Genomic DNA, 12,462 nt, shown 5'->3' on the forward strand with positions numbered 1-12,462 from the left:
CAGCGGCTGCCGTCAGCTTGGCGTATTACCAGCGGTAGTGGGCGAAGGCCTTGTTGGACTCGGCCATCTTGTGGGTGTCCTCGCGGCGCTTCACAGCTGCACCAAGACCGTTGGAAGCGTCCAGGATTTCGTTGCGCAGACGCTCAGTCATCGTCTTTTCGCGGCGGGCCTTGGAGTAGCCGACCAGCCAGCGCAGGGCCAGTGCAGTTGCACGACCCGGCTTGACCTCGACCGGAACCTGGTAAGTAGCGCCGCCAACGCGGCGGGACTTGACCTCAAGGCTCGGCTTGATGTTGTCCATGGCCTTCTTCAGGGCTGCAACCGGATCCTGTCCGGTCTTCTCCTGAGCGCCTGCAAGTGCACCGTAAACGATGCGCTCTGCGGTGGACTTCTTGCCGTCTACCAGAACCTTGTTGATCAGCTGAGTGACCAGCGGGGAGCCGTAGACGGGATCCAGTACGAGCGGCCGCTTGGGGGCCGGACCCTTGCGGGGCATATTACTTCTTCTCCATCTTCGCGCCGTAGCGGCTGCGAGCCTGCTTGCGGTTCTTGACACCCTGGGTATCGAGGGCACCGCGGACAATCTTGTAGCGGACACCGGGAAGGTCCTTCACACGACCGCCGCGCACCAGCACGATGGAGTGTTCCTGAAGGTTGTGACCCACACCGGGGATGTAAGCGGTTACTTCGATGCCGCCGTTGAGGCGGACACGTGCAACCTTACGCAGAGCCGAGTTCGGCTTCTTCGGGGTGGTGGTGTAAACGCGGGTGCAGACACCACGGCGCATCGGGCTGCCCTTGAGGGCAGGAGCCTTGGTCTTGGAGACCTTGGGTGAGCGGCCCTTGCGGACCAGCTGCTGAATCGTAGGCACTTTCGTGTTCTCCGTTTTTTCTCGAGATAATTCTCTGGTTGCCCCGCCCCGCTGCCGGCTGAAACCAACTAAAGGGGCGGCGCGCTTCAAGTCGTTGCCGCAATGCCCCGAGAAGTTCCGATGTTCTCGCCGAAAGCGACCGTAGGCGTGCAAAAGTGTGGCATTCGTTGCGCAAGGACCCCGCAACCCGGAAACAGGCCCGCCCATTCCTTACGGAATGCATTCCTCCGAGTATCTCACCACGGAGGGCACGCGAGCGGCCTTCATCCACTGCCACACAAACAATTGGTTTTCAGTCTAGCAGACTTAACGAGCCCCGGCGGAAAGTGCGAGCAGCGTCACTAGCTGCGGGCACTCAGGGCCGCGGTAATCGTGGCCGAAGCCTGCTGCAGGTACGGCAGCACGCGTGCGGCTGCCTCTTCCAGAGTAAGCCCCATGGTCGCCTGCATGGACGTGTTCAGGGCGGCGACCACGTTACCCCGCGGGTCCAGGACGGGAACGGCCACGGAACGCAGCCCGAGTTCCAGCTCCTGGTCCACGATGGCCCAGCCCTGTTCCCGTGCCCGGGCCACGAGGGTGCGCAGGCGGGCCGGGTCCGTGACGGTGCGCTCCGTCAGGGGACTCAGGCTGGCTTTGGACAGGTAATCGTCGAACCGGTCCTCCGGCAGCCCCGCCAGCAGGACCCTGCCCATGGAGGTGGCATAGGCCGGGAACCGGGTCCCCACGCTGATGCCTACGGTCATCAGCCGCCGGGTATGGATCCGGGCAATGTAGACGATCTCGTCGCCGTCCAGCACCGAGGCCGACGTCGACTCCGAGATTTCCCTGGACAGGTCCTCCAGTACCGGCTGCGCAAGCTGGGGAAGGGACTGGCCGGAGAGGTAGGAGTAACCCAGCTGCAGGACCAGGGCGGTCAGTTCGAAAGTCCGCCCGTCGGTGCGCACGTAGCCCAGTTCCACGAGGGTAAGCAGGAAGCGGCGGGCGGTGGCCCGGGTCAGTCCGGTCCGGCGGGAAACCTCGCTCAGGGTCATCTGCACGTGGTCGGCGTCGAAGGCCCGGATTACCGTGAGGCCGCGGGCCAGCGACTGTACGAACTGGTCACTGGCCGATGCCGTCTCGCTCACGTGTCCCCTATGTTGTCGGTTACTGCTGGCTGTCGGCCGCGGCGCGGATCAGCGGGATGTCCATCTTTGCCGCCAGTTCCTCGAACGTGGTTCCGAAGGTGTCACGGACGTGGACGCCGTCCTCCTTCAGCAGGAAGACCGCTTCATTAGTGTAGACGCGGGTGACGCATCCGACGCCGGTCAGCGGGTAGCTGCATTCCTTCACCAGCTTACTGAGCCCGTCCTTGGTGAACAGCGACATCATGACGTAGACGTCCTTGGCGCCGGTGGCCAGGTCCATGGCGCCGCCCACTGCGGGAATGGCGTCGGGAGCGCCGGTATGCCAGTTGGCCAGGTCCCCGGAGGCGGAGACCTGGAAGGCACCCAGGACACAGACGTCCAGGTGCCCGCCGCGCATGATCGCGAAGGAATCGGCATGGTGGAAGTAGGCGGCGCCCGGCAGCTCGGTCACCGGAATCTTCCCGGCATTGATCAGGTCCGGATCCACCTCGTCCCCGGTGGCCTCGGGCCCCATGCCCAGCATCCCGTTTTCGGTATGCAGGGTGATGTGCTGTTCCGGCTGCAGGTAGTTGGAGACCAGGGTGGGCTGGCCGATGCCCAGGTTCACGAAGGACCCCGGGGCAATATCGGCCGCCACCAGCGCAGCGAGGTCGTTCTTGCCCAGTTTTTCGGTCGGGTTGCTCATGCTGCAGCCGGCGCTTTCTCCCGGTCCACGCGGACCAGGCTGTTGACGTAGATTCCCGGGGTGACCACCACTTCGGGGTCCATTTCTCCTATGTCCACGATCTCGCGGACCTGCACGATTGCGGTCTTCGCGGCGGCGGCCATGATCGGTCCGAAGTTCCGGGCGGTCTTCCGGTAGACCAGGTTCCCTGCCTTATCGGCGCGCAGTGCCTTCACCAGTGCGAAGTCGGCGTGCAGCGGGGTTTCGAAGACGTAGCCGCGGCCGTCGATCATCCGGGTTTCCTTGCCTTCGGCCAGCGGGGTGCCGTAGGCGGTGGGAGTAAAGAACCCTCCGATGCCGGCGCCGGCGGCGCGGATGCGTTCGGCGAGGTTGCCCTGGGGTACCAGTTCCAGTTCAATCTCCCCGGCGCGGTACTTCGCGTCGAAGATCTGCGAGTCGGACTGGCGGGGGAAGGAGCAGATGATTTTCTTCACCCGGCCGGCGCCGATCAGGGCGGCCAGGCCCTGTTCTCCGTTGCCGGCGTTGTTGTTGACCACGGTCAGGTCCCTGGCACCCTGGCGCAGCAGCGCCTCGATGAGCTCCACGGGCTGTCCGGCCTGGCCGAACCCGCCGATCATGACGGTGGCGCCGTCGTGGATGGGCGCAACGGCCTCATCAACGTCCTGCACAATGTTGAGCACGGTTTTTCCTTACGTCTTCGGTAACTGGATTCTCAGTTGGCGTTTTCGAGCACGACGGCGAGGCCCTGGCCCACGCCGATGCAGATCGCGGCCACGCCCCAGCGCTCTCCAGATTCCTGCAGCCGGCGGGCCAGCGTGCCGAGGATGCGGGTGCCGGACGCGCCGAGCGGGTGTCCGATGGCGACGGCGCCGCCCCAGGCGTTGACGATGGCCGGGTCCACATCCCAGGCGTCCAGGCAGGCCAGGGACTGGGCTGCGAAGGCCTCGTTGAGTTCAACGGCACCGACGTCGCTCCAGCTGATGCCGGCACGCTTCAGCGCCGTGTTGGCCGCTTCCACCGGGGCGTAACCGAAGTACTGCGGCTCGTTGGCTGCAGCGCCGCGGCCGGCGATCCGGGCCAGCGGGTCCAGGCCGAGGATGCCGGCAGCGTTTTCGCTGCCCAGCCAGGCCGCGGAGGCGCCGTCGTTCAAGGGGGAAGCGTTGCCGGCGGTGACGGTGCCGCCGGAGACGTCCTCGGACGCAGGCCGGAAAACGGTGCGCAGCGTGGCGAGCTTCTCGACCGTGGAGCCGGCGCGGATGCTTTCATCCCGGTCCAGGTCCACGCCGTCGACGGCGACGGTCAGGTTCGCGTATCTGCCCTCGTCCCACGCCTTGGCGGCGAGGGCGTGGGAGGCTGCGGCGAACTCATCCTGGCGTTCCCGGGTGATGCCGTACTTCTCGCGCAGCTGCTCGGTGGCCTCCCCCAGGGAGACAGTCCATTCCTTCGGCATGGCCGGGTTGACCAGCCGCCAGCCCAGCGTGGTCGAGGCCAGGTTCTGGTCTCCGGCCGGATAGGGCTTCTCGTTCTTGGGCAGCACCCAGGGGGCACGGCTCATGGACTCGACACCGCCAATGAGCATCAGGTCCGCTTCACCGGTGTTGATCTGCCGTGAGGCGATCAGTGCCGCGTCGAGGGACGAGCCGCAGAGGCGGTTGACCGTGGTGCCCGGGATCGAGGTGGGCAGGCCTGCCAGCAGCGTGGCCATCCGGGCGACATTGCGGTTTTCCTCGCCGGCACCGTTGGCGTTGCCGAAGACCACTTCGTCGATCCGCTCGGGGTCAAGGCCGGGCGCCCGGGACACGGAGGCCTTCAGGACCTGGGCGGCCAGGTCGTCCGGGCGGACGCCGGCGAGGGCGCCGCCGAATTTGCCGAAGGGGGTGCGGACTGCGTCGTAGATATAGGCCTGGTTCACCGGTGCTCCTTGAACTGGAAAGCGAAAACTGGAAGTGCTGGAAGGGACGAAGGCCCTGCTCAGGCCGCGGCGTCAATCTCGCGGAAGACGCCCTGGGCCACCTTGAAGGCGGAATTGGCGGAGGGCACGCCGCAGTAGATGGCGGACTGCAGCACGATTTCCTTGATCTCGTCGCGGTCCAGGCCGTTGCGCAGCGCTGCCCGGACATGCATGGCGAACTCCTCCAGGTGGCCGTGGGCTATCAGTGCCGTCAGGGTGATGGCGCTGCGCATGGTGCGCGGCAGGCCCGGACGGGTCCAGATGGTGCCCCAGGCGTACTGGGTGATCAGGTCCTGGAAGTCGGTGGTGAACTCGTCCTTGCCTGCGTTGGCGCGGTCCACGTGCTCGGCACCGAGGACTTCGCGGCGCACCGCCATGCCCTCGTTGTACACGTCCTGCCGGCTCTTGTCGGCGTCTGCGATCACAGCGTTATTTCCCTTCAAGGTACTGGGCGCCGAAGAAGTCCTTCAGCAGTTCTGCGGTTACGGCCGGCTGCTCCACCGGAACCAGGTGCGCGGCGTCGTCGACGACGGCGGCGGTTCCGTTGGCCACCCGGTCGGCAATGAGCTGCGCGAACGACGGCGGGGTGACGACGTCGTCGGCACCGGCTACGGCAAGCACGGGGACAGTGATGTCCGGCAGCCGTCCCCGGACATCGAAGGTCGCCAGTGCGCGGCAGCAGAGGGCGTAGGAGAAGCGGTCCGCGTCCTGCAGCGAGTGGAGCAGGGCGGCAGCGGCGGCGGGTTCCCGGTCCATAAAGCCCGGGGCGAACCAGCGCTGGCCCGAGCCGACCACCTGGGTGGGTGTGCCCTGGACACGCACCGTTTCCGCGCGTTCCTCCCAGGCTCCGGTTTCGCCGATCTTGGCACCGGAGCAGAGGACGGCCACGCCGTCGAACAGCGACCCGTGGTCCAGTCCAAGCTGGAGCCCTACCGCGCCGCCCAGCGACACCCCGGCGTAGAAGACCGGCACATCTGCGGGAATGTCTCCGGCGCTGCGGGCTGCGGTGACCATCGACGCGACGGCGGAGGCCAGGTCCGCAATGCTGAAGGACTCCCCTGCAGCGGGGCTGGCACCGTGGCCTGGCAGGTCCCAGGCGATGACGGTGAAGGTGTCCAGGGCGGCAGCGGCCCGGCTCCACAACGGCATGGACGCAGTGCCCAGCGACGGGCCGGCGATCAGGACGGGGGCCGCGGGGCCGGCGTTGGACAGGCGCGAGGCCTTGATGGCGGGGATGCTCATACAGGGGACTTTCCGGGGTAGGCCGCGGTGATCCGCTCAATGAGGGCGGTGGCCTCCCCTAGGTATTCGGCGGGGTCGAGGATGCTTTTGAGTTCCGTATCGGAAAGGACCTCAGTGGGGACGGCTGCGCGCAGCAGCTCTTCGAAGGGCTCGCCGGAGGACAGCGAGCGGGCCACTGTATCGGCGATGATTTCCTTACCGCGTCCGGGCACGCCGTCGTCGAGCAGCGGGGCGGCCACGGCCATGATTTTCTCGCTGACCACAAGCGGCCCGGCGGATTCCAGGTTGCGGGCCAGCGCGTCCGTGGAGACCTGAAGGCCCTCGGCCAGTTCGGCCAGCTTGGCGGCTGCTCCCCCGGCGAGGCGCAGCAGGGAGCGCAGGGCCTGCCATTCCACGTGCCAGGAGCCGCTGGGCCGCTCATCGTCCGCGGCCGCGGCAGCGGCGTTCAGCTGCAGGCCGTAGCCGGGTGCCGCCAGGGCCGCACTGCGGATCAGGACGGACAGGACGGGGTTCTGCTTCTGCGGCATGGCGGAGGATCCCCCGCGTCCGGCGGCCCGGGGTTCGCAGACCTCGCCGATTTCCGGCCGGCTGAGCAGCAGTACGTCGTTGGCAACCTTTCCGGCCGCGGCGGTGAAGTCCTGCAGTGCAGCGCCGAGGGCGGTCACCGGCAGCCGGTTGGTCTGCCACGGCGCCAGGGGCTCGGCCAGGCCGAGGCCGCGGGCCAGGCGGGCAGTGAGGTCGAAGGCGGTGGTGCGCTCCGTCCCGGGGGCAGCGGAGCCGGCGGCCAGGGAAACTGCGGCAAGGGTTCCGGAGGCGCCGCCCCACTGCAGCTGGAGGTTGCCGGCGGCGGTACGCAGCCCCTGCGCCGCGCTGCCCACCCCGTGCAGCCACTGGGCGGCGCGCAGGCCGAACGTGGACGGCAGCGAGTGCTGGGTCAGGGTCCGTGCCACGCACAGGGTCGCCGCGTGGCGCCGGGCGGTGGCTCCCAGGGCAGCGGCGGCCCGGTCGGCATCCGTGATGATGGTTTCCAGGGCGCGGCGGGCCAGCAGCATCAGGGCGGTGTCCATAATGTCCTGGCTGGTGGCGCCGCGGTGGATGGCGGCCGCGGCCTTCGGCGAAGATTCCCGTGCCTGGGTCCGGAGGTCGGCCAGCAGCGGAATCACGGGATTGCCGCCGCCCTGCGCCCGCTCGGCCAGGGACGCGGCGTCGTACCGGGAGGCATCGCTGACGGCGGCCACCGCGGCCGGAGCTTCCGGATCGGCCAGGCCGGCGGAGGCCAGCACACGCACCCATTCGAGCTCCACGTCCAGGAGGGCCTGGAGCAGCTGTCGGTCCCCGGTCAGTTCCGCGACCCGGGTGCCCGCCCAGGCCGGGGAGAGCAGTCCGTAGTCCGCACTGTCCGCTGCACCCACGGTTACGCCCCGGGGTAGGTGAGGAAGACGGTTTCGTCTTCGCCCTGCAGGCAGATGTTCCAGCGGAGTCCGCCGTCCGCTTCGCGGGTGGCGATCAGGGTGCGCCGGCGTTCCTCGGGCAGCGAGGACAGCAGGGCGTCGCGGGCCAGGGCCTCTTCGTCGTCCGGCAGGTACATCCGGGTGTGCAGCTTGTTGAGCAGGCCGCGGGCAAAGATGACGACGGAAATGAAGGGGGCCGATCCCTCTTCCGTGGGGCCCGGGTTGACCGTGGTGAAGGTGTAATTGCCGGCATTGTCGACGGCGGTGCGGCCCCAGCCGGTGAACGTGTAGCCGTCACGGACCAGGGATCCGGTCCGCTGGGGGATATTGCCGTCGGCGTCGGCCTGCCAGATTTCCAGCAGGGCATCCGGAATGGTTTCTCCGGCGCCGTCGGTCACGGTGCCCTGGAGACGGACGCTGCCGGGCATCCCCGGAGGCAGCAGCTGGTTGTCTTTCTCGAAGGGGAGGGCGTAGCCGTAGAACGGGCCGATGGTCTGGCCGGGCGTGGCGGTTAGCTTCTGCTCGTTCATTACTCTGCGTCCTCGTCTTCCATCCAGGTGCGGTTGCTGCCGGTGAGCACGATGTCCCAGTTGTAGCCGGTGGCCCACTCATGCGAGGTGATGTTGTGGTCGTACGTGGCCACGAGGCGGTCGCGGGCCTTGGCGTCCGTAATCGACTGGTAGATCGGATCCAGCGCGAAAAGCGGATCACCGGGGAAGTACATCTGGGTGATCATGCGCTGGGTGAAGTCGGTGCCGAAGAGCGAGAAGTGGATGTGCGCCGGGCGCCAGGCGTTGTAGTGGTTCTTCCACGGGTACGGACCGGGCTTGATGGTGGTGAACTCGTAGGAACCGTCGTCGGTGGTGATGCAGCGGCCGACGCCGGTGAAGTTCGGGTCCAGCGGGGCCGGGTGCTGGTCGCGCTTGTGGATGTAGCGGCCGGCGGAGTTGGCCTGCCAGATTTCCACCAGCTGGTTGCGGACCGGGTGCCCGTCGCCGTCGAGGATGCGTCCGCGGACGATGATCCGCTCCCCCATCGGTTCGCCGTTGTGCTGGATGGTCAGGTCGCTCTCGAGCGCGTGGACGTCCTGGTGCCCGAATGCCGGGGACCACAGCTCGATGGTTTCGGGGTCCACGTGGTGCGGATCCTTGGTGGGGTGTCGCAGGAGGGAGCTGCGGTAGGGCGAGAAATCGATGCGGGGCTGGGTCTCCTCAGCGGCGCCGTCGTCCACCCCCTTGGAGTACTCGGCGTGGACCGCGGCGATTTCAGCGGAGATCTGGTCCTGCGAGGCCTCGGCCGCGTCCAGCTTCTCGATGACATGGCTGTTCGAGAAAAGGTTCTCTTCCATTTCCATGGGTTTTCCTTTCAATGAAGCGCACCCTCGCGCTCCGGCTTTCCAAGCATCCACGTGGTCGAGACCACGTTACACCGCCTGTTCGATGGATGTACAGATGTTCGTTATGCGAACGCTAGTCGTGCGGCCAGCCCGTGTAGGCCTCGGCCAGGTAGGCGCTGCCGTGCCGGGAGGAGACGACGCCGCTGAGCTCTCCCAGCGCACGCTTGCGCTCGAAGGGGCTGGCGTCCACCCGGGTGTGCAGCATCGACGTCATCCAATAGGAGAAGTTCTGCGCACGCCAGACCCGCTGCAGTGCCTTGTCGCTGTAGCCGTCCATCAGGTCCGTGGACTTGGTGGCGTAGAACGAGTCAATGGCCTCGAACAGTACTTTCACGTCCGCCAGGGCGAGGTTGAGGCCCTTGGCGCCGGTGGGCGGAACCGTGTGCCCGGCGTCGCCCGCCAGGAACAGGTTGCCGTAGCGCAGGGGTTCGCACACATAGCTGCGGAACTTCAGGACGGTCTTTTCGAAGATGGGGCCCCGGGTCAGCTCGAAGCCGTCCGGGCCGTCCACCCGTGCCTGGAGTTCGTTCCAGATGCGGTCCTCGCTCCACGCCTCCGCATCCTCGTTCGGATCACACTGGAAGTACATCCGCTGGACGGAGTCATTGCGCTGGCTGATCAGGGCAAAGCCGCGGTCGGAGTTGGCGTAGATCAGTTCCGGGGCGCTGGGAGCAGCCTTGGTGAGGATGCCGAACCAGGCGAAGGGGTATTCGATGAAGTTATCCGTGCGCGCTTCCTGGGGGATGGAGCGCTTGCAGATGCCCCCGGAACCGTCGGAGCCCACCAGGATTTCACAGTGGACTTCAAAGTCCCGGCCGTCGCTGTCGGTGAACAGGATCTTAGGGGTGCTCGTCGTCAGGTCCGTGACGGATGTTCCGCTGACTCCGTATCGGACATCGCCGTGGTCCCGTTCCCGGGCGGCGGCCAGGTCCGTGAAGACCTCATTCTGCGGGTACAGCCACACGGACTCCCCCACCAGGTCTTCAAAATCGATCCGGTGGCTCTCGCCGCCGAAGCGCAGGTCGATTCCCTCGTGGCGGTACCCCTCCGTAAGCACCCGGTTGCTTACCCCGGAATCGGTCAGCATGCGGACACTTCCGTGCTCCAGGATGCCGGCCCGGTGGGTGGTGCGGATGGTCTCGCGGTCCCGCTTCTCCACAACGATGTTGTCGATGCCGGACTTCGACAGCAGGTGCGAAAGCATCAGTCCGGCGGGGCCGCCGCCCACAATGCCGACCTGCGTCTTGAGGATAGTGCGCTCTGCGCCCATCTATTACTCCCTTGAAAACTTTGTAGCGGACACTACCTCCCAGTGTGACTGCCGGCACACGGGGAGCAGCAAAGTGATTCTCATTGAATGGGAATTCGGCCGGCATCCGGCGTCGTGGATAGTCCGGGCGGCGGTTCACGGGTCCGGTTCATGGTCCGGTTCACGGGTTGGTCACGGCCCGGCGGGTAATGGTTCCGGCTCCGCGGGGAGCTCCGAAGCCAGCAGCGCACCCCGCCGGGGCACTCCTATGCGCAGCAGGAACACGCACTGGCCCAGTGCCACTGCCACTGCCAGCCAGAGGGTCGGCACAGCACCGATCCAGCCCAGCAGCACCGCTCCGAGGACACCGCCCAGCACAACGGAGCCCTGGGTGAGGGTTCGGCGGGTGGACGAAACGCGGGCCAGCAGCTCATCCGGGATCAGTGCAGTGGTCAGGGCCGAGCTGTTCACCATCATCAGGCCAAGAGCCAGGCCGAAAAGGGTGAACGACACCCCGATGCTCAGCACTGCGAGATGCGGCCAGAGTGCGGTGAGCGGGACGAGCGCGAAGTTCAGCGGCATCATCAGCGCTGCCAGCAGCATTGCCCGGAGCGGGCCGATGGCCTTTCCGATACGCGGGGCCAGCACCGCGCCGACGATGCCGCCAACGGCGCTGACGGACCAGATGGCACCGAAGAGCACCGGGTCCATTGCCAGATCGTGAAGGATGAACCAGGACTCGGCAGCCTGGTAGAGACCGGCAGCAAAGTTGTTGGTGGTGGTAGTCATGATCAGTGCCAGCAGAACGCGGTGGCCGGCGATGAACCTGACCCCCGTCGCGACGGCTTCCCGGATGCCCGGCCGGTCCGTCTTCGGCGGGGCCGGGTGGTCCGGGGGCAGCCGGGCCAGTCCCGCGGCGGCGACCAGCTGTGTGGCTGCGCTTACGGCAAGCACTGCCGGCGCCGGGAGAAGCCGCACCAGGATCCCTCCGGCCGCCGGACCGGCCAGGGACACCACCTGCTCGGAGGCCATCAGCGAAGACGCAGCATCGGCAATCCGGTGCCGTCCCACCAGCCGCGGCAATACCGAGGTATGGGCGGCCATAAAGAACACGTCGGCAATCCCGACCACCAGGATGACGAGCAGCAGCTGCCATGCCTCCAGCCAGCCCAGGAAGAACGAGGCAACGGCCCAGGCATAGGCTCCCGCACGGACCCAGGTCATGGCGAGCATGGTCCGCCGCTGCCCCCACCGGTCAACAGCCACCCCCGCCACCAGCCCGAAAAGCAGCGGCCCGGCACTGCTCAGGGGTGCGGCCAGCCCGGCCTCGAACGGCGTAGCGCCGAGCACGGAGATCATTCCCACCGACACGGCAAACACGGCGACATCACGACCGGCGTGCACCGCAGTGGTGGCCAGCCACAGGCCACGGAAAGCAGGCAGCGACCAGACGCCCGCCCCTGATTTTGCCACTCTGTCCCCCGTTGTGCCGCGCCGTTAGGTGCCGGCACGGAATTGCCGGAGAAGGTCCCGGCAGGATGTGCTGCCGGCCCGGCACTACTATTACCCGGGAGTCCGCCGCCGGCCGGCAGCGCCACGCGGCACGGCCGGATCCGGCCACGGCTTGCCGGTGGGTCAGCGCTGGTAGTGCGGCCCGGCGGCGTCCGCCCGGACGCCCAGGCCGCGGGAGATTCCGCGGGCAGCAGTCATCAGCGCCGGGATGGTCGAAGAGATGTGTTCGCTGCCGGTGGGCACCACCACTCCGATGGCAGCCACGGCCGTGCCGCCCGGGCCGAAGACGGGCACGGCTATTCCGGTGGTGTCCGGAACGACGGCGCCGGGCAGGCTTGCGCTGCCCTCAAGGCGCATCTTTGCCCAGGACGAACGCAGCCGCTTTTCTTCGGAGGCAGCCGGGTTCTGCTGCGCCAGGTACTCCTCCTGTACGTGCCGCGGCGAGTGGGCCATCATCACCATCCCCGATGAGGACACGTGGACAGGGAGCCGCCCGGCGACCTTCGCGTGGTTCAGCACCGATCCGTGGCTGGAAAGGCGTTCGATGAACAGAACCTCATCCGAGCGCAGCACGGACAGCTGGGTGTGCTGCCGGACCACAGCCTGGATGTCTTCCATAAACGGCATGGCAATCTGCTTGAGGCCGAGCGCGGCGGAGCTGCGGTTGGCCAGTTCCCACAGGCGAAGGCCCAGGCGGACGCCGCCGTCGGCTTCCCGCTGCAGGAAGCCGTGCCCCATCAGCTCGTTCACGATCCGGTGCGCGGTGGACAGCGGCAGCCCGGCACGGCGGGCCAGCATGGCGATGGGCATGGCCTGGTGGGTTTCGTCGAAGGCACTGATCACCCGCACGATCCGGCTGGTCATTGACTCGCCGCTCGGGGAATTGGCCATGTCTAAGTTTCGCACAGCAGTTATCTGCCACAGCAGCTATCCGGCACGCCCGTTAAACGCGGCAGGTCCCGCACCCTGGGGTGCGGGAC

At 67.2% G+C, this 12,462-nt stretch carries 14 protein-coding genes; all 14 read right to left on the reverse strand.

What is annotated here, in order from left to right; genetic code table 11:
• Positions 1 to 25 precede the first annotated feature (25 nt).
• The 14 genes from rpsG to N2L00_RS12485 all read right to left on the reverse strand — a co-directional run bounded on the left by rpsG (position 26) and on the right by N2L00_RS12485 (position 12,373).
• Positions 26 to 496 carry a 30S ribosomal protein S7 gene (gene rpsG, locus N2L00_RS12420; RefSeq protein ID WP_146361062.1) on the reverse strand — a complete coding sequence of 157 codons (471 nt, stop codon included), beginning with the start codon at positions 494 to 496 and terminating at the stop codon, positions 26 to 28.
• Position 497: 1 nt separating this feature from the next.
• Positions 498 to 872, reverse strand: a complete 375-nt coding sequence (gene rpsL / locus N2L00_RS12425) for a 30S ribosomal protein S12 (protein WP_146361060.1) — start codon at positions 870 to 872, stop codon at positions 498 to 500.
• A gap of 341 nt (positions 873 to 1,213) precedes the next feature.
• Complete coding sequence (locus N2L00_RS12430) at positions 1,214 to 1,996, reverse strand: IclR family transcriptional regulator C-terminal domain-containing protein (protein WP_255764886.1); 783 nt, start codon at positions 1,994 to 1,996, stop codon at positions 1,214 to 1,216.
• Positions 1,997 to 2,015: 19 nt separating this feature from the next.
• On the reverse strand, positions 2,016 to 2,681 hold the full coding sequence (locus N2L00_RS12435; RefSeq protein WP_255764887.1) for a 3-oxoacid CoA-transferase subunit B: 666 nt from the start codon (positions 2,679 to 2,681) through the stop codon (positions 2,016 to 2,018).
• Positions 2,678 to 3,361: a 3-oxoacid CoA-transferase subunit A gene (locus N2L00_RS12440; RefSeq protein WP_255764888.1), complete on the reverse strand. Its 684-nt coding sequence runs from the start codon at positions 3,359 to 3,361 to the stop codon at positions 2,678 to 2,680. The genes N2L00_RS12435 and N2L00_RS12440 overlap by 4 nt, the downstream gene beginning before the upstream one ends.
• A 32-nt stretch (positions 3,362 to 3,393) precedes the next feature.
• Entirely contained in the window at positions 3,394 to 4,593 is a 1,200-nt protein-coding gene (locus tag N2L00_RS12445) for a thiolase family protein (protein WP_255764889.1), read from the reverse strand.
• Between the two features lie 59 nt (positions 4,594 to 4,652).
• Positions 4,653 to 5,009: a 4-carboxymuconolactone decarboxylase gene (gene pcaC, locus N2L00_RS12450; protein WP_146361690.1), complete on the reverse strand. Its 357-nt coding sequence runs from the start codon at positions 5,007 to 5,009 to the stop codon at positions 4,653 to 4,655.
• Positions 5,010 to 5,061: 52 nt separating this feature from the next.
• Positions 5,062 to 5,874, reverse strand: coding sequence for an alpha/beta fold hydrolase (locus N2L00_RS12455; protein WP_255764890.1), 813 nt, complete (start codon positions 5,872 to 5,874; stop codon positions 5,062 to 5,064).
• The gene (locus tag N2L00_RS12460; protein ID WP_255862634.1) at positions 5,871 to 7,286 is read right to left on the reverse strand and encodes a lyase family protein; all 1,416 of its coding nucleotides are present in this window, start codon (positions 7,284 to 7,286) and stop codon (positions 5,871 to 5,873) included. Before N2L00_RS12460 ends, N2L00_RS12455 begins: the two co-directional genes overlap by 4 nt.
• A gap of 2 nt (positions 7,287 to 7,288) precedes the next feature.
• On the reverse strand, positions 7,289 to 7,855 hold the full coding sequence (pcaG, locus tag N2L00_RS12465) for a protocatechuate 3,4-dioxygenase subunit alpha (protein WP_255764892.1): 567 nt from the start codon (positions 7,853 to 7,855) through the stop codon (positions 7,289 to 7,291).
• Positions 7,855 to 8,679, reverse strand: coding sequence for a protocatechuate 3,4-dioxygenase subunit beta (gene pcaH, locus N2L00_RS12470; protein ID WP_374676600.1), 825 nt, complete (start codon positions 8,677 to 8,679; stop codon positions 7,855 to 7,857). The genes pcaG and pcaH overlap by 1 nt, the downstream gene beginning before the upstream one ends.
• 115 nt (positions 8,680 to 8,794) lie before the next feature.
• On the reverse strand, positions 8,795 to 9,991 hold the full coding sequence (locus N2L00_RS12475; RefSeq protein WP_255862633.1) for a 4-hydroxybenzoate 3-monooxygenase: 1,197 nt from the start codon (positions 9,989 to 9,991) through the stop codon (positions 8,795 to 8,797).
• A gap of 171 nt (positions 9,992 to 10,162) precedes the next feature.
• Entirely contained in the window at positions 10,163 to 11,443 is a 1,281-nt protein-coding gene (locus N2L00_RS12480) for an MFS transporter (protein WP_255862631.1), read from the reverse strand.
• A gap of 162 nt (positions 11,444 to 11,605) precedes the next feature.
• Complete coding sequence (locus N2L00_RS12485) at positions 11,606 to 12,373, reverse strand: IclR family transcriptional regulator (RefSeq protein WP_255764895.1); 768 nt, start codon at positions 12,371 to 12,373, stop codon at positions 11,606 to 11,608.
• Positions 12,374 to 12,462 lie beyond the last annotated feature (89 nt).

Origin of the sequence: Arthrobacter sp. zg-Y1171 (assembly GCF_025244845.1) — a bacterium.
Lineage (GTDB): Bacteria > Actinomycetota > Actinomycetes > Actinomycetales > Micrococcaceae > Arthrobacter_B.

Excerpts from the sequence above, each read along its gene's own strand:
- pcaG (WP_255764892.1), bottom strand. The coding sequence starts at position 7,855 with ATGAACGAGCAGAAGCTAACCGCCACGCCCGGCCAGACCATCGGCCCG.
- N2L00_RS12485 (WP_255764895.1), bottom strand. The coding sequence starts at position 12,373 with ATGGCCAATTCCCCGAGCGGCGAGTCAATGACCAGCCGGATCGTGCGG.
- pcaH (WP_374676600.1), bottom strand. The coding sequence starts at position 8,679 with ATGGAAATGGAAGAGAACCTTTTCTCGAACAGCCATGTCATCGAGAAG.
- N2L00_RS12455 (WP_255764890.1), bottom strand. The coding sequence starts at position 5,874 with ATGAGCATCCCCGCCATCAAGGCCTCGCGCCTGTCCAACGCCGGCCCC.
- N2L00_RS12435 (WP_255764887.1), bottom strand. The coding sequence starts at position 2,681 with ATGAGCAACCCGACCGAAAAACTGGGCAAGAACGACCTCGCTGCGCTG.
- rpsG (WP_146361062.1), bottom strand. The coding sequence starts at position 496 with ATGCCCCGCAAGGGTCCGGCCCCCAAGCGGCCGCTCGTACTGGATCCC.
- pcaC (WP_146361690.1), bottom strand. The coding sequence starts at position 5,009 with ATGGCGGTGCGCCGCGAAGTCCTCGGTGCCGAGCACGTGGACCGCGCC.
- N2L00_RS12475 (WP_255862633.1), bottom strand. The coding sequence starts at position 9,991 with ATGGGCGCAGAGCGCACTATCCTCAAGACGCAGGTCGGCATTGTGGGC.